This is a genomic window from Amycolatopsis suaedae, assembly GCF_004214935.1.
Lineage (GTDB): Bacteria > Actinomycetota > Actinomycetes > Mycobacteriales > Pseudonocardiaceae > Amycolatopsis > Amycolatopsis suaedae.
Genome location: NZ_SFCC01000017.1, coordinates 113,521 through 129,671, shown reverse-complemented (window position 1 = coordinate 129,671; position 16,151 = coordinate 113,521). Strand labels below are relative to the sequence as shown.

Genomic DNA, 16,151 nt, shown 5'->3' with positions numbered 1-16,151 from the left:
GCGGAGCGGTTCGTAGACTTACCGGCTGTGACCGAGAACGCTTCGCAGCAGACCGAACTTCCCAGCTCCTGGAACCCGGGCGCCGAAGAGGCCGCGCTCTACCAGGGCTGGGTAGACGCGGGCTACTTCGAGGCGGACCCGAAATCGGACAAGCCGCCGTTCACCATCGTGCTGCCGCCGCCCAACGTCACCGGCAGCCTGCACATGGGCCACGCGCTCGACCACACCCTGATGGACGCGCTGACCCGGCGCCGGCGCATGCAGGGTTACGAGGCGCTGTGGCTGCCCGGCATGGACCACGCGGGCATCGCCACGCAGAACGTCGTCGAGCGGGAGCTGGGCAAGGAGGGCGTGTCCCGGCACGACCTCGGCCGCGAGCGCTTCGTCGAGCGCGTCTGGCAGTGGAAAGAGGAGTACGGCGGCAAGATCCTCGGCCAGATGCGCCGCCTGGGCGACGGCGTGGACTGGACCCGTGAGCGCTTCACCATGGACGCCCGGCTGTCCCGCGCGGTGCACACGGTGTTCAAGAAGATGTTCGAGGACGGCCTGATCTACCGCGCCGAGCGCATCATCAACTGGTGCCCGCGCTGCCACACCGCGCTGTCCGACATCGAGGTCGAGCACTCCGAGGACGAGGGCGAGCTCGTCTCGATCCGCTACGGCGACGGGGACGGCGCGATCGTCGTGGCCACCACCCGGGCCGAGACGATGCTCGGGGACACCGCCGTCGCCGTGCACCCCGACGACGAGCGCTACCGGCACCTGGTCGGCACCGAGATCGAGCTGCCGCTGACCGGGCGGATGATCCCGATCGTCGCCGACGAGCACGTCGACCCCGAGTTCGGCACCGGTGCGGTCAAGGTGACGCCGGCGCACGACCCGAACGACTTCGAGATCGGCAGGCGGCACGAGCTGCCGATGCTGACGATCATGGACGAGCGCGCGGCCATCACCGTGCCCGGGCCGTTCGAGGGGCTCGACCGGTTCGAGGCCCGACCCGCCGTGGTGGCCGCCCTGCGCGAGCAGGGCCGGATCGTCGCGGAGAAGCGGCCCTACCTGCATGCCGTCGGGCACTGCTCGCGGTGTGACACGGTCGTCGAGCCGCGGCTGTCCATGCAGTGGTGGGTGCGGGTCGCTCCGCTGGCCAAGGCCGCCGGCGACGCCGTCCGCGACGGCCGCACCACGATTCACCCGCCGGAGCTGGCCAAGCGTTACTTCGACTGGGTCGACAACATGCACGACTGGACGATTTCCCGCCAGCTGTGGTGGGGGCATCGCATCCCGGTCTGGTACGGCCCGAACGACAAGGTGGTCTGCGTCGGCCCGGACGAGGAGCCGCCGTCGGGGGAGGGCTGGACCCAGGATCCCGACGTCCTGGACACCTGGTTCTCCTCGGGTCTGTGGCCGATGTCGACGCTGGGCTGGCCGGACTCCACGGCCGAGCTGGACAAGTTCTATCCGACCAGCGTGCTGGTCACCGGCTACGACATCCTGTTCTTCTGGGTGGCCCGGATGATGATGTTCGGGCTGTACGTGATGGACGGCAAGCAGCCGTTCGACCACGTCTTCCTGCACGGGCTCATCCGCGACGAGCAGGGCAAGAAGATGTCGAAGGCACGCGGCAACGTCATCGACCCGCTGGACTGGCTGGAGAAGTTCGGCGCCGACGCCACCCGGTTCACGCTGGCCCGCGGCGCCAACCCGGGCAACGACATGGCCATCGCCGAGGACTGGGCGGCCGGCTCGCGCAACTTCGGCACGAAGCTGTGGAACGCCACCAGGCTGGCGATGATGAACGGCGCCACCGTCCACAGTGAACTCCCGGCGCCGGAGCGGCTCACCGAGGCCGACCGGTGGATCCTGGGCAGGCTGGCCGCCGTGGTGTCCGAAGTGGACGCCCTGTTCGAGGGTTTCCAGTTCGCCAAGCTGTCCGACGTGCTCTACCACTTCGTGTGGGGCGAGCTGTGTGACTGGTACCTGGAGCTGGCCAAGGTCCAGTTCGCCGGCGAGTCCGCCGAAGGTACCCGCGCGGTGCTCGGTCACGTGCTGGACACCGTGCTGCGGCTGCTGCACCCGCTCATGCCGTTCATCACCGAGAAGCTGTGGACCGCGCTGACCGGTGGCCAGTCGCTGGTCGTGGCCGACTGGCCGGAGGCGGACGCCCGGTTCGCCGACGCCGAGGCCGACCGGCGGGTGGCCGACCTGCAGAAGCTGGTCACCGAGGTGCGCCGGTTCCGGTCCGAGCAGGGCCTCAAGCCCGGCCAGCGGGTCGCCGCCAGGGTGACCGGCCCCGGGTTCGACGAGCTGGCGGCCCACGCCGCCGCGGTGGCCACGCTGGGCAGGCTGACCGAGCCCGGCGACGGGTTCGCGGCCACGGTGTCGCTGGAGGTCACGCTCTCCGGTGGCGCCGCGACCGTCGAGCTGGACCTGTCCGGCGCGGTCGACGTGGTGGCCGAGCGCAAGCGGCTGGAGAAGGACCTGGGCGTGGCACAGAAGGAGCTGAAGCAGACCGAGGGCAAGCTCGGCAACCAGGCGTTCCTGGACAAGGCGCCCGAGCAGGTGGTCGAGAAGATCCGGCTGCGCCGCGACGCCGCGGCCGGTGACATCGAGCGCATCACCGCGCGCCTGGCGGCGCTGCCCTCGGCCTGAGTGCTCAGACGGCGACCGGCAGGTGCAGCAGGCCGCGGATCACCGACGACGGCCGGGTCACCGGCTCGCCGGTGACCCGCAGGCCCGGCGTCAGCTCGGCCATGGCCCGCAAGGCGACGTCACCCTCCACACGGGACAGTGGCGCGCCGAGGCAGTAGTGGATGCCCTGGGAGAACGACAGGTGCTCGGGCTCGTCGCGGGACCGGGTGAGCAGGAACCGGTCCGGCTCGGCGTAGCGTCCGGGGTCGCGATTGGCCGCGGCGAACAGCAGGACCACCAGCGTCTGCGGCTGGACGGGTTCGCCGTCGAGTTCGGCGGGCTGTTGGCTGATCCTGGCGCCGATGGGTACCGGCGGTGAGTACCGCAGGACCTCCTCCACCGCACGCGGCGCCAGGTCCGGATCCTGCTTGAGCAGGGCCCACTGCTCGGGGTGGTCGGTCAGCAGCTTCGCCGCGGTGCCGATCAGGTTGACCGTGGTCTCGAACCCGGCGATGAGCAGCAGCCTGCAGGTGGTCACGACCTCGCCGGCGCTCAGCTTGTCCTGTGCCTGTGCGGTGGCGAGCAGGCTGATCACGTCGTCGCGCGGGTCGGCCTGCCGCTGCCGCATCAGGTCCGCGAACAGCTCGCCGAGGTCGGCGACGGCGGCGTCCAGCTCGCGCTGCTGGGCCAGCGTGCGCACGCCGTTGAGCGACCGGGCGACGACCACCCCGTAGCGGGCGAAGCGGCCGGCGTGCTCGTCGGGGATGCCGAGCAGGTCGCTGATGACGGCGATGGGCAGGGGTGAGGCGAAGTCGGTGACGAGGTCGAACTCGCCCTTGGCGACGGCGGTGTGCAGGAGTTCGCGGGTGATCTTCTCGATGCGGTCGCGGTAGTCGCGCAGGAGCTTGGGGCGGAACGCCGGTGCGGCCAGGCGGCGCAGCCGGGTGTGGTCGGGCGGGTCCTGCTCGATGAAGGTGTCGGAGAAGAAGTTCTCCCCGTTGGCCGAACCGCCGTCGGCCCGGCGCAGGCCGAACCTGTTGTCCCGCAGGACTTCGCCGCATACCCGGTGGGACAGCACCAGCGGCGGCCCCAGCATGGGCCGATGCACCGGGCCGCGGGCCCGCAGCTTCGCGTAGACGGCGTGCTCGCCGGCCGGGTCGCGCAGCACGCCGGCCAGCGGGTTGCCCGCGGCGGCCAGGGCCGCGAGCGCGGCCCTGTCGGTCCAGGAGCGGATGACCTTTCCGGTGTCCCTGAGAAGTGTCATGTACACGAATATACGGAAATGAACGTTGATGTTCACGCGGTAGTTTGGGGCATGCCCGTGACCTCGGCGATCCGCAGGAAGATCCGCGCATTCCTCGACCCCGGCGACGAGATCCAGTACGTCTTCCCGGCCGATCTACGTGGTTCTGTCACGCCCAGCGTGCTCTTCGTGGTGACCGACCGGTCGATCACCGTGCTGTCCACCGGGCTCTGGAGCCGGCGTAAACCCAGGTCGGTGCTCGCGGTCAACCCGCGTAACCAGCGGATCGGGCCGGTGGAGGTCGGTTCGCTGACGCCGTGGTTCGAGTTCAACGGTATGGAGTACGAGGTGGACGACGAGTACGTCGCCGTCGTCAACGCCGCCGACGCGGACCTGCGCCGCCGCGACGCCGCGCCGCCCGACCCGCTGCCGGACCTGTAGCGCGCACGCGGGCGCGGGTCAGACGGCGACGGGCAGGTGCAGGTAGCCGCGGAGCACGTTGGTCGGCCGCGGGGTCGGCTCCCCGATGACGCGCAGGTTCGGCATCAGCTCGATCATCGCCCGCAGCGCGACCTCGCCTTCCATGCGGGCCAGCGGCGCGCCGAGGCAGTAGTGGATGCCGCTGGAGAACGACAGGTGCTCGGGCTCGCCGGCGGCGCGCTCCAGCAGGAACTGGTCCGGCTCGGCGTAGGCCTCCGGGTCGCGGTTGGCGGCGGCGAACAGCAGCATCAGCATGGTCTTCGGCGGCAGGGACCGCCCGTCGAGGTCGACGGTCTCCTGGCAGATCCTGCTGGCGAACGGAACCGGCGGCGCGTACCGCAGAACCTCCTCCACGGCACGCGGCGCCAGGTCCGGATCCTGCTTGAGCAGGGCCCACTGCGCGGGGTGGTCGTCGGTCAGGAGCTTGGTCGCGTTGCCGATCAGGTTGACCGTGGTCTCGAACCCGGCGATGAGCAGCAGTCCGCATGTCTTGACCAGCTCGTCCGCGGTGATCCGGTCCTCGGACTCGGCGGCGGTGAGCAGGCTGATGACGTCGTCGCGCGGGTCGGCCCGGCGCTGCTCCATCAGGTCGGCGAACAGCCGGCCGAGGTCGGCGATCGCGGCGTTGATCGCGCGCTGGTGACCGAGCCGGCTGGTACCCATGGGCGACTCGGCCATCAGCCTGCCGTTGCGGGCGAACCGGTCGGCGTGCTCGTCGGGGATGCCGAGCAGGTCGCTGATGACCGCGATGGGCAGCGGCGAGGCGAAGTCGGTGACCAGGTCGAACTCGCCCTTGCGCACGGCGGAGTGCAGCAGGTCCAGGGTGACCTTCTCGATCCTGGTGCGGTAGTCGCGCAGCAGCCTGGGCCGGAACGCCGGCGCCGCCAGCCGCCGCAGCCGCGTGTGGTCCGGCGGGTCGTATTCGATGAACGTGCCGGACAGGGTGTTGTTCGGGCTCGCCGACCGGCCGCCGGGCAGGCGCATGCCGATCCTCGTGTCCCGCAGTACCTCCGAGCACAGGCGGTGGGACAGCAGCAGCGGCGGTCCCTGCTTCGGCTGGTGCACCGGGCCGCGGGCACGCAGCTCGGCGTAGACGGTGTGCTCCCCGGCCGGGCGGTGCATGATCCGGCACAGCGGGTCGCCCGTGCGGGCCATGATCGCGACCGCGGCGTTGCGGGCCCGGTACTTCAGGACCCGGCTCACGTCGTTGAGGATCGACATGGCCGCGACTGTACAGCAACCGTCAGAAATGAACGTTTGTGTTCGTCAAGTCGGGGACTCCATTCGGGTGTTTCGGGCGCGTTTCGGTTAGCTGCAACGGTCTTTCGCTTGTCTGAATCGGAAGTACTTCGTAGAGTCGCTGCATCAGCGCTCACCGGTGAGACGCGAACCGGATTCACGGCTCGCGCCCCCTGCCCCGGCGGGCGCGGAAGGCGCGAGGGTGATTGCCGGATCGCTCCTCGCTGTGGCCCACACCCTCGCTGACCCGGGGGTGTGGGTTCTTCTATGCCACCGGCGCGCGGTAGGTCAGCAGGTAACGCCAGAACAGCAGCACCCGCACGCTGCTGCCGGGCAGCAGCCGGGCCGACTCGCGGCGCACCTGGGTCATCGTCTGGTCCGGGTCCCGCATCGGCATCACCGGCAGCGGGGCGGCACCGCCGTTGAGCCGCTCACCCAGCCGCACCGCCAGCTTCGGCGGCTGGTCCAGCGCGACGGCGGCGGTCCAGGCCGCGAACTCCCGCACCTTCCGGGCCCTGGCCATGCCCAGCACGACCAGCACACCACCCGGCGCGAGCGCGTCGCGCAGCTTCGCCACCGTCTCGAACGGCATGTGGTGCAGGGCGGCCAGGCAGGACACGAAGTCGTACCCGCCGGCAGGCAGGTCCTCCGCCGTCACGTCGGCGTGCCGGTAGGTGACGGTATCCGGCCCGAGCGCCCGCGCGGCACTCACCATCTCCCTGGACGCGTCCAGCCCGGTCACCTCCAGCCCGGTGGCGGCCAGCCTGCGCGCGAACGTGCCGAGGCCGCAGCCGACGTCCAAGGCCGTGCGGGCCCCCGCCGGAACGTGGCGCAGCAGCAGCGGGTGGTAGTGGTCGTTGTGGTTGAAGGGCACGTCACCACCCTGCCCGAATCCGGGCACTCGTAGACTCGGCTGGTCCGTCCGAGACTTGGGAGTGTGTGTGCCGCGAGACGCGGAAGAGCCGGAGGCCGGTCACCTGGACGGCTACGCCGGCATCGACGAGATCGTCGACGGCGAGGACCCCGCCTACACCGCGGGTGGCGGTTCGGGCGCCGGTGTCGGGGGAGTGGGCCAGCTCGGCGACAACCTCGCGCTGGGCCCGGTGCCCGACGTACCCGCCGGTGAGGACACCCACGAGCTGGACGACCAGGGCACCGACGAACTGCCCGAGGAGAACGGGCCGGAGGCCCGCGCGCAGCTGCGGGCCGTCGAGGCCGAGCTGAACCAGCGGTGGCCGGAGACCAAGATCGCACCGTCGCTGGACCGCGTCCGCACGCTGTGCAACCTGCTCGGCGATCCGCAGACCACCTACCCGGTGCTGCACGTCGCCGGCACCAACGGCAAGGGCTCCACGGCCCGGATGATCGACGCCCTGCTCACCCGCATGGGCGTGCGCACCGGCCGCTACACCAGCCCGCACCTGCAGCTGGTCACCGAGCGCATCGCCGTCGACGGCATGCCCATCTCGGCCGCGCGCTACGTGGCGACCTACCGCGACGTCGAGCCGTTCGTCACGATGGTCGACGGGGCGAGCGAGGTCCCGATGAGCAAGTTCGAAGTGCTCACCGGCATGGCGTTCGCCGCCTTCGCTGACGCCCCCGCCGAGGCCGTCGTGCTGGAGACCGGGCTGGGCGGCACCTGGGACGCCACCAACGTCGCCGACGCGCAGGTCGCCGTCATCACCCCGATCGACGTCGACCACACCGAGTATCTGGGCAGCGACCTGGCCGGCATCGCCGGTGAGAAGGCCGGGATCATCAAGCCCGGCAGCGTCGCCGTGCTGGCCGAGCAGGACCCGGCCGCGCTGCGGGTGCTGCTGGAACGGGCCGTCGAGGTCGACGCCGTCGTCGCCAGGGCGGGCAGCGAGTTCGCCGTGCTGCGCCGCGAGATCGCCGTCGGCGGGCAGCTGCTCACGCTGCAGGGCCTCGGCGGCGTCTACGACGACGTCTTCCTGCCGCTGCACGGCAAGCACCAGGCCGACAACGCCGCGCTCGCGCTGGCCGCCGTCGAGGCGTTCTTCGGTGCGGGCAAGGACCGGCAGCTGGTCGTCGAGGCGGTGCGGGAGGCGTTCGCCGGGATGAACAACCCGGGCAGGCTGGAGCGGCTGCGGGCCGCGCCGGCGATCATGGTCGACGCCGCGCACAACCCGCACGGTGCCCGCGCGCTGGCCGCGACCGTGGCCGAGGAGTTCAGCTTCCGCAAGCTCGTCGCCGTCGTCGGGGTGCTCACCGACAAGGACGCCCGTGGCATCCTCGACGCGCTGGAGCCGGTGGTGTCCGAGGTCGTCGTCACCCAGCCGCGCTCGCCGAGGGCGCTGCCGGTGCTGGAGCTGGAGCAACTGGCGACGTCGGTGTTCGGCGAGGAGCGCGTCGTCGCCGCCGCGACGCTGGACGCCGCCGTGGAGACCGCGGTCGGGCTGGTCGAGACCTCCGACGACCCGGAGGAGCCGCTATCCGGCGGCGGGGTGCTGATCACCGGGTCGGTCGTCACCGCGGGCGAGGCCCGCACGCTGTTCGGGAAGGAGCCGGAGTGAGCGAGGTACGCCCGCCGGCCAAGGATCCGATGAAGTCCTTCCGCGGGGTCATGGCCGGGATGCTGGTGCTGGAGGCCATCGTCGTCGCGCTGGCGCTGCCGGTGGTCGCCTGGCTCGGCTCGGGAATCGGCAGCGTCACCGGCTGGTCGGTGATCGCCATCGCCGCCGCGCTGCTGGTCTGCTGTGGACTGTTGCGGCAGTCCTGGATCACCGTGGTGATCCTGCTGTTGCAGGCCGCGCTGATCGCGTTCGTGGTGGCGCTGCCCGCCGTGGCCATCATCGGGCTGATCTTCCTGGCGACCTGGCTGTGGCTGTTCTGGCTACGGCGCGACGTCGCCCGCCGCATGGCCGAGGGCCGCCTGCCCAGCCAGCAGGTCTGAGGAGTTCACCGGTCGTTGGTTTGCCGGTCCGTGCGGCTCGCAAATAATCCGCGCATGACCGAACCGACCTCCCACCCACGCCGCTCCGTGCTGCGGGCCGGTGCCTTCGGCGCGGGCGTGCTCGCCGCCGGCACGCTCGGCACGTTCCCCGCGGCCGCGCTGATCCGCCGCGACCGGCCGGTGCTCACCCACGGCGTGCAGTCCGGCGACGTGACCGCGCACTCCGCCATCGTCTGGAGCCGCGCCGACCAGCCGTCCCGGCTGCTCGTCGAGGTGTCCCGCGACCCGTCGTTCCGCCGCGCCCGCCGTATCCGCGGTCCGGTGGTCGGCCCGCACACCGGCGGCACCGGCAAGGTGCGCCTGGACTGGCTGCCGCCGGGCACGCGGGTGCACTACCGCGTCACCGCCGAGGACCTCGACGGCCGCGGCACGGGTGAACCGCTCACCGGCAGCCTGCGCACGGCGCCGCTGGGTGCGGGTGACCTCCGCCTGGTGTGGGGCGGCGACGTCGCGGGGCAGGGCTGGGGCATCAACCCCGACATCGGCGGCATGCCGATCTACGCCGCGATGGCGGCCCGCGAGCCGCACCTGTTCCTGCACAGCGGGGACACCGTCTACGCGGACAACCCGATCACCGAGCGGGTCACGCTGCCCGACGGCCGGATCTGGCGCAACGTCGTCACCCCGGAGAAGGCGAAGGTCGCCGAGACGCTGGACGAGTACCGCGGGCAGTTCGCCTACAACCTGCTCGACGACAACCTGCGCCGGTTCGCCGCCGCCGTGCCCAGCGTCGTGCAGTGGGACGACCACGAGGTGGTCAACAACTGGTACCCCGGCGAGATCCTCGACCTGCCGCAGTACACCGAGAAGCGGGTCGACGTGCTGGCGCGGCGGGCGTTCCAGGCATTCCACGAGTGGCATCCGATCGACGTCCGCGCCGCCGTCGACGGCCGGGTGTACCGCAGCTTCCGCTACGGCAGCCGGGTCGAGGTGTTCGTCCTGGACATGCGCAGCTACAAGGACGCCAACACCGCCGACCGCACCGGCCAGGGGCACGTGCTGGGACAGCGGCAGGCGAGCTGGCTGGTGCGGGCGCTGGACCGCAGCACGGCGACCTGGAAGCTGATCGCCGCCGACCTGCCGGTCGGGCTCACCGTGCCGGACGGTGCCGGCATCGAGGGCGTCGCCAACGGCCTGCCCGGCGCGCCCGGCGGGCGTGAGCACGAGCTGGCCTGGGTGCTGCGGGAACTGCGGCGGCGGCGGGTGCGCAACGTCGTCTGGCTGACCGCCGACGTCCACTACACCGCCGCGCACCACTACTCGCCGGACCGGGCAGCCTTCGCCGACTTCGACCCGTTCTGGGAGTTCGTCTCCGGTCCGCTGCACGCCGGCGCGTTCGGTCCCAACACGCTCGATCCGACGTTCGGCCCGAAGGCCGAGTTCGTGCAGGCCCCGCCGGCGGCGAACACCTCGCCGCTGGACGGGTTCCAGCATTTCGGCGAGGTCGACGTGGACGGCCGCAGCGGCGAGCTGACCGTGCACCTGCGGGACTCGCGCGGGGCCTCGCTGTGGTCGACCACCCTCCGCCCGCAGCGGCGCTGACCGGCGCCACTAGGCTCCCGCCCAAGTAGCTGGGTGAACTATGAAGGAGAAACACCACCGTGAGTGAGCGCACGCTGGTCCTGGTCAAGCCCGACGGTGTCTCGCGGGGTCTGGTCGGCGAGGTCATCGCCCGCATCGAGCGCAAGGGCCTGACGCTGGCCGCGCTGGAGCTGCGCACCGTCGAGCGCGCGGTGGCCGAGGAGCACTACGCCGAGCACAAGGACAAGCCGTTCTTCGGCGAGCTGCTGGAGTTCATCACCTCCGGCCCCGTCGTCGCCATCGCCGTCGAGGGCGTCCGCGCCATCTCGGCGTTCCGGCAGCTGGCCGGTGGCACCGACCCGGTCGAGAAGGCCACGCCGGGCACCATCCGCGGCGACTACGGCCTGGAGACGCAGTTCAACCTGGTGCACGGCTCGGACTCGGCCGAGTCCGCCGAGCGCGAGCTGAAGCTCTGGTTCCCGGAGCTCTAAGCGCTTTTCGGCGACGCCCACGGCCCACGCGGCCGTGGGCGTTTTCGCGACCATTGGCATATCGTCGTACGTACGGTGATATGGTTCGCCGTATGACGATGCGGCGACGGCGTGCCGGTGGTGGCAGGCGCGACGAGATCCTGGCGGTGGCCGCGGAGGTGCTCGCCGAGCGTGGCTACGCCGCGACCCGGTTCTCCGACGTGGCGCGGGCCAGCGGCGTGGCCGTCGGAACGCTGCAGGGCTACTTCGGAACCCGCGACGACATGCTGGTCGAGGCCCTGCGCCGGTCGACCGACCTCGAGGTCGCCGCCATGGAGCAGGTGGGCGCCGAGCTGACCGGGCCGTGGGACCGCCTGTGCGCGCTGATCGCCCGCGGTGCCGCCACGCCGGTGCCGGTCTGGCGGATGCTCATGGAGTTCTGGGCCGCCGCCGCGCACGACGAGGAGCTGCGGGAGCACAGCCTGCGGCTGCAGGCCCGCTACCGCGCGCCGTTCCTGGACGTGCTGGCGCACGGCATGGACAGCGGGGCGTTCAGTTCCCGCCGCTCGGTGGACGAGGTGACCGACGTCGTCGTCGCCGCGCTCGACGGCCTGCTGTTCCCGGCCGTCCTGCGGCACGACCGGCCCGATCCCGGCGGGTTCGCCGCCGTGCTGACCGACATGCTCGCCGCGACCCTGGAGGTGGACCGATGACGGTGCTGGTGACCGGCGCGACCGGCAAGGTGGGCAGCCGGGTGCTGGCCGCGCTGGCGGAGCGCGGGGTCGCGGCGCGTCCGGCTTCGCGGCGGTCGGCCGTCCCGCTGGACTGGTTCGAGCCAGCCGGCTGGACCGCCGCCCTGTCCGATGTGGACAGTGTGTTCCTGGTGCTGCCCGGCGGCGACGACGGGCATCGGTCGGTGGCCGGACTCGGTGAGCGGGTCGTGGAGTTCCTCGGCACCGCCGAACGGGCGGGTGTGCGGCGCGTGGTGCTGATGACGGCGCTCGGCATGCAGTACGCGCCACCGGAGACCGACCAGCGGGCGGTCGAGCTGCACCTGGCCGCGAGTGGACTGCGCTGGACGATCCTGCGGCCCAACTGGTTCCACCAGAACGTCACCGAGGGCCCGCTGGCCGTGCTGGCGGCGGCCTCCGGCGGGACGCTGAGCCTGCCGGCGGGACAGGCGGCGGTGAGCTTCATCGACGCCCGCGACATCGCGGCGGCCGCCGCCGTCACCCTGCGCGGCGGGCACGACGGGCGGGAGTACACGCTGACCGGGCCGGAGAGCCTGACGTTCGCCGACCTGGCCGCGACCGGGGCCGCGCACGGTCTTCCGGTCCGCGCCTACCGCGCCGTCGGCGAGGAGGAGTTCCGGGCCGGCGCGGCGGCGCTGGGCTGGGCCGCCGACTACGTCGACACGCTGTGCGGGCTGTTCGCGTTCATCCGCGAGGGTGCGGCGGAAGCGGTCGCCGCGGACCTGCCCGCCCTCCTCGGCAGGCGGCCGGGAACGTTCGCGGAGTTCGCCGCCCACGACTGGTGACGGCCAGCGGCACCACGAGCGAGGTAGCGGGCTCGACGCCGGTCCTGGTCGAAGCTCGTGAAGGCCCCCTTCATTACGTCTCATGTGGTGAAGGTGGCCTTCACGTGCTTGTGCCCGACGCGCGAGGGTCTCGTTCGTGGTGGCCGGTGGGACTGCTGAGCCCGTTGTGCCTGTTGTGCACGTTGTGCTCGCCGAGGCGGCGAGACCCGGGCCGGAAGCGCATGAAGGCCACCTTCATCAAGTCAGACGACAGGAACTCGGCCTTCACACCGACCCAGCTGACCGGCCACCACAACGGCACCGCCGGTCACACGAACGAGACCCCACACTCGCAGCCAACGGCACCATCCTGGCGAATCTCGCAACCAAGGTGCCCTTCGCAACAGCGCCGCGGCCGCGGTCACCGGACTTTGCCGGGACCCTGACGTCAGACGTGGTGAAGGTGGCCTTCACGTGCTTTGACGGACGGCCACCGGTCACGCTGCGCACCGGGCCACCGTTCTCGTTCGTGGCCGGGCAGGTGCGCCACGCTGGTGCGGCCGCCTTGGGCGGTTCGACTGATGTTCACCCCGCGGCCTTCCGCCCGCAGGCCGGATGCGCTGTGCTGAATTCCCCGAACCGGTCCCCCCGATCCCGTGGAGCGTCACGTGAGAAGAGTGCTGCCCGCTGCCGTCCTGGCGACCGTGACGGGGGTGGTGCTGGCGCTCCCGGCGCCCGCGCTGGCCGATCCACTCGCCGCCCCGCTCGGCCCACCGCCCGCCGAAGCCGCTCCCGCCGCGTCCTCGGCCCGCGAGGCCCCGCTCAGCTACACCACGAACACCCCGGACGACGGCCTCGTCACCGCCAGCGCCAGCACCCCGGTCGCGCCCGGGCTGGAACTCACCGAGTTCGACCGGCTCGACCCGGCGGGCTGGATCCGCGGCGACACGCTCACCGTCGACCTGTCCTCCCCGGTGCTCAAACCCGCCTACCTCAGCCCCGGCAACGTCGCCGCCCGCACGCCGCTGTCCCAGCAGGCCGCCCGGACCGGCGCGGTCGCCGCGGTGAACGGCGACTTCTTCGACATCAACGCCACCGGCGCGCCCCTGGGCGTCGGCATCGCCGACCGGCAACTGCAGACCGCGCCGGCCACCGGGCACAACCTGACCGCGTCGATCACCGCCGACAACCGGGCCCGGCTGGCCGAGGTGTTCCTCGACGCCACCGTGACCCTGCCCGGCGGACCCGTGCCTGCGACCAACCTCAACGGCGCCGTCCTGCCCCGCGACGGCCTCGGCGTCTACACCCCGCTGTGGGGCACCACATCCCGGCGCACCAGCGTCGCGGGCGCGGCCCGGGTCGCCGAAGCGGAGCTGCGCGACGGTGTCGTCACCCAGGTCCGGACCCAGCCCGCCGACGGGCCGATCGCCGCGGGCACCCTCGTGCTGACCGGCCGCGAGGCCGGGGCCGACCGGCTCGCCGGCCTGAAACCCGGCGACCGGGTCGCGGTGAGCTACGCCCCGCGCAGCGACGCCGGCGAGATCGCCGTCGCCGTCGGCGGCAACCGCGTGCTGGTGGCCGACGGCGTCGTGCGACCGGTCGACGACACCGTGCCGCATCCGCGTACCGCGGTCGGCTTCTCCGCCGACGGCAAGCGGATGTGGCTGGCCACTGTGGACGGACGGCAGGCCGACAGCCGTGGCATGACCGAGCTGGAGCTGGCCAGGCACATGAAGGCGCTGGGCGCCGACGACGCCATCAACCTCGACGGCGGCGGCTCGTCGACGCTGCTGGCCCGGCCGATGGGCGCTCCCGCGGCGGGGGTGCGCAACAGCCCGTCCGACGGCGGCGAGCGGATCGTGCCCAACGGCCTCGGCATCACCACGGTCCCCGGCAGCGGCAGGCTGACCGGTTTCGCGCCCCGGCCCGAACAGGCCGCGCGGCTGGGCGAGCGGGTGCTGTCCGGCTTCACCCGCAGGCTCGTCGCCGGCGGCCACGATGAGACCGGCGCCGCCGTCGCCGCGCAGCCGCGGTGGTCGACCTCCAACGTCACCCGCGGCACCCTGGACGGCCCGGTGTTCACCGGGCACGCCGACCGGCTGAACCCCGCCCGCCGTGCCGACGTCCGCGCCACCGCCACCAGCGGCCAGGCCACCGGCAGTGTGACGCTGACCGTGCTCGGCGCCGCGACGCGGCTGGGCACCAGCACCGAGCAGGTCGCCCTGTCCGGCGCCGGGGCGAAGGGCTCGTTCCAGGTCTACGGCTACGACGCGGACGGTTACGGCACCTGGCTGGAACCCGGCGACGTCACGCTGGACTACGACCGCTCGGTGGTGCGGATCGAACCGGCGGGGGACCGGTTCACCGTCACCGCGCTCAAGCCCTCCGGCGCCACCGGCATCACCGTCACCGGCGGCGGCCTGCGGACCCACCTGGCCGCGTCGATCGGCACCGAGCTGCGCGTTCTGTCCCCTGTGGACGGTGCACGGGGCTGGACCGCCAGCGTGTACCCGGGCGTCGTCGGCGCCGCCATCTCCGACGCCCCCGGCCGCGGCACGAGCCTGGGCCTGGCGCTGGACTACCGGCTCACCGGCACCACGGCGACCCGCGCCGCCTACGTCAACGCCGCCACCCCGCTGCCGCTGCCGCCCGGCACCCAGCGGGTCGGCATCTGGGTCAACGGGGACGGCAAGGGCGCCTGGCTGCGCGCCGAGCTTCGCGACGCCGCGAACGTCCCGTCGCTGGTGGACCTCGCGCTGTCGGTCGACTGGACCGGCTGGCGCTACGTCGAGGGCACCGTCCCGCCCGGGCTGCCGTCGGGACAGCGGCTGACCAAGTTCTACGCCGTGGAGAACGTCCCCGATCAGCAGTACTCCGGCCGTCTGGTGTTCGACGATCTCAGCGTCGCCGTCTCACCTGCCGCCGACGTGCCCGCCGATCCCGCCGGGCGGGACCCGTCGGTGCTGCTGGACGGATCCAACGCGGCGCCGGGGACGCCGGGCCTGCGGGTCGCCGTGGTCAGCGACGCCCAGTTCACCGCCGACGCCCCGAACGGCCCGCTGGTGACGCAGGCGCGCCGGACACTGCGCGAGGCCGTCGCCGCGCGGCCGGACCTGGTGCTGATCGCGGGCGATCTGGTCGACCGGGGCACCGCGGCCGACTTCGACCTGGCCCGCGCCGTGCTCACCGACGAGCTGGACGGCCGGGTGCCGTGGTTCTACCTGCCCGGCAACCACGAGGCCGAGGCAGGCAGCGGCCTGGCTGAGTTCACCGCAGAGTTCGGACCCACGCACCGCGTCCTGGACTGGCGCGGGATCCGGCTGGTGCTGCTGGACTCCTCGCGCGGCACGCTGCGCGCGGGCGGGTTCGACCAGGTCCGGATGCTGCGCGAGGCACTAGACGGCGCCGCCGCCGACCCACTGGTGCGCGGTGTCCTGGTGGCCATGCACCACCCGGTGGCCGACCCCAGCCCGACCGGCAACTCGCAGCTGACCGACCGCAAGGAGGCCGAGCTGCTGACCCGCTGGCTCACCGAGTTCGAGCAGCGGTCCGGCAAGCAGGCCGGTGCCGTCGCCGCGCACGCCGGGGTGTTCTCGGTGTCGCGTGTGGACGGTGTGCCGTACCTGGTCAACGGCAACTCCGGCAAGGCACCGGCGGCGGCGCCGGACGCCGGCGGGTTCACCGGCTGGACGCTGCTGCGGGCCGACCCCGCCGACCGCGAGCAGCCGGTGCGCCTGGACGTGCGCCCGCACGTCGACACGCTGGAGGCGACCGGGCCGGCAACGCTGGCGCCCGGGCAGTCCGCGCCGGTGACGGCCGTGCTCACCCAGGGCGGCAGGCGGGTGCCGGTGGCCTACCCGGTCAGCGCCGACTGGATCGGCGGCCGCGGCACACACGTCGTCACCCCGGCCCGGTCCGGCCCGAGCAGGCCCGGACCGGCCGACGTCGCGGTGTTCGATCCGGCGACCGGGATGCTGACCGCGTTGCGGCCGGGCATCGCCGAGCTGACGGTGGTGGTGAACGGCGCTGCCCGCACCGTGGCGGTGAAAACCGGCTGATTCTGTCGGTGCCCCGTGGGAG

Annotated in this window: 12 protein-coding genes; 9 read left to right on the top strand and 3 right to left on the bottom strand. The window is 72.5% G+C overall.

The annotated features are described in order from the left end of the window. Positions 1-27 precede the first annotated feature (27 nt). Positions 28-2,649 carry a valine--tRNA ligase gene (locus EWH70_RS29530; RefSeq protein ID WP_130478827.1) on the top strand — a complete coding sequence of 874 codons (2,622 nt, stop codon included), beginning with the start codon at positions 28-30 and terminating at the stop codon, positions 2,647-2,649. Positions 2,650-2,653: 4 nt separating this feature from the next. Here the strand turns inward: EWH70_RS29530 and EWH70_RS29525 are convergent, their stop codons facing one another. Continuing rightward, entirely contained in the window at positions 2,654-3,892 is a 1,239-nt protein-coding gene (locus tag EWH70_RS29525) for a cytochrome P450 (RefSeq protein WP_130478826.1), read from the bottom strand. Between the two features lie 51 nt (positions 3,893-3,943). On the opposite strand from EWH70_RS29525, the gene EWH70_RS29520 reads away from it, so the two are divergent. Next, positions 3,944-4,312, top strand: coding sequence for a hypothetical protein (locus EWH70_RS29520; protein ID WP_130478825.1), 369 nt, complete (start codon positions 3,944-3,946; stop codon positions 4,310-4,312). 18 nt (positions 4,313-4,330) lie between these two features. Here the strand turns inward: EWH70_RS29520 and EWH70_RS29515 are convergent, their stop codons facing one another. Both EWH70_RS29515 and EWH70_RS29510 read right to left on the bottom strand, forming a co-directional pair. Further along, positions 4,331-5,572, bottom strand: a complete 1,242-nt coding sequence (locus tag EWH70_RS29515; RefSeq protein ID WP_130478824.1) for a cytochrome P450 — start codon at positions 5,570-5,572, stop codon at positions 4,331-4,333. Between the two features lie 283 nt (positions 5,573-5,855). Then, positions 5,856-6,464 (bottom strand): class I SAM-dependent methyltransferase, encoded by a 609-nt coding sequence (locus EWH70_RS29510; protein ID WP_130478823.1) that lies wholly within the window; start codon positions 6,462-6,464, stop codon positions 5,856-5,858. Between the two features lie 67 nt (positions 6,465-6,531). Here EWH70_RS29510 and folC point away from each other — a divergent pair, with 67 nt between their 5' ends. The 7 genes from folC (at position 6,532) to EWH70_RS29475 (ending at position 16,129) form a co-directional block, all read left to right on the top strand. Further along, positions 6,532-8,124 carry a bifunctional tetrahydrofolate synthase/dihydrofolate synthase gene (folC, locus tag EWH70_RS29505; protein ID WP_165436465.1) on the top strand — a complete coding sequence of 531 codons (1,593 nt, stop codon included), beginning with the start codon at positions 6,532-6,534 and terminating at the stop codon, positions 8,122-8,124. Positions 8,125-8,153: 29 nt separating this feature from the next. Further along, on the top strand, positions 8,154-8,504 hold the full coding sequence (locus EWH70_RS29500; RefSeq protein WP_130478871.1) for a DUF4233 domain-containing protein: 351 nt from the start codon (positions 8,154-8,156) through the stop codon (positions 8,502-8,504). A gap of 54 nt (positions 8,505-8,558) precedes the next feature. Beyond that, entirely contained in the window at positions 8,559-10,106 is a 1,548-nt protein-coding gene (locus EWH70_RS29495) for an alkaline phosphatase D family protein (RefSeq protein ID WP_130478821.1), read from the top strand. 59 nt (positions 10,107-10,165) lie between these two features. Beyond that, the gene (gene ndk, locus EWH70_RS29490; protein WP_130478820.1) at positions 10,166-10,576 is read left to right on the top strand and encodes a nucleoside-diphosphate kinase; all 411 of its coding nucleotides are present in this window, start codon (positions 10,166-10,168) and stop codon (positions 10,574-10,576) included. 92 nt (positions 10,577-10,668) lie between these two features. Beyond that, positions 10,669-11,268, top strand: coding sequence for a TetR/AcrR family transcriptional regulator (locus tag EWH70_RS29485; protein WP_165436464.1), 600 nt, complete (start codon positions 10,669-10,671; stop codon positions 11,266-11,268). Beyond that, a complete protein-coding gene (locus EWH70_RS29480) occupies positions 11,265-12,092 on the top strand; it encodes an NAD(P)H-binding protein (protein WP_130478818.1) in 828 nt (275 codons plus the stop codon). Before EWH70_RS29485 ends, EWH70_RS29480 begins: the two co-directional genes overlap by 4 nt. Positions 12,093-12,748: 656 nt before the next feature. Beyond that, complete coding sequence (locus EWH70_RS29475; RefSeq protein ID WP_240687303.1) at positions 12,749-16,129, top strand: phosphodiester glycosidase family protein; 3,381 nt, start codon at positions 12,749-12,751, stop codon at positions 16,127-16,129. The last annotated feature ends 22 nt before the right edge of the window (positions 16,130-16,151 follow it).

Bases quoted from the DNA above. Each gene is read 5' to 3' on its own strand.
- EWH70_RS29525 (WP_130478826.1), bottom strand. From the start codon at position 3,892: ATGACACTTCTCAGGGACACCGGAAAGGTCATCCGCTCCTGGACCGAC.
- EWH70_RS29520 (WP_130478825.1), top strand. From the start codon at position 3,944: ATGCCCGTGACCTCGGCGATCCGCAGGAAGATCCGCGCATTCCTCGAC.
- EWH70_RS29515 (WP_130478824.1), bottom strand. From the start codon at position 5,572: ATGTCGATCCTCAACGACGTGAGCCGGGTCCTGAAGTACCGGGCCCGC.
- EWH70_RS29500 (WP_130478871.1), top strand. From the start codon at position 8,154: ATGAAGTCCTTCCGCGGGGTCATGGCCGGGATGCTGGTGCTGGAGGCC.
- EWH70_RS29495 (WP_130478821.1), top strand. From the start codon at position 8,559: ATGACCGAACCGACCTCCCACCCACGCCGCTCCGTGCTGCGGGCCGGT.
- EWH70_RS29485 (WP_165436464.1), top strand. From the start codon at position 10,669: ATGACGATGCGGCGACGGCGTGCCGGTGGTGGCAGGCGCGACGAGATC.
- EWH70_RS29480 (WP_130478818.1), top strand. From the start codon at position 11,265: ATGACGGTGCTGGTGACCGGCGCGACCGGCAAGGTGGGCAGCCGGGTG.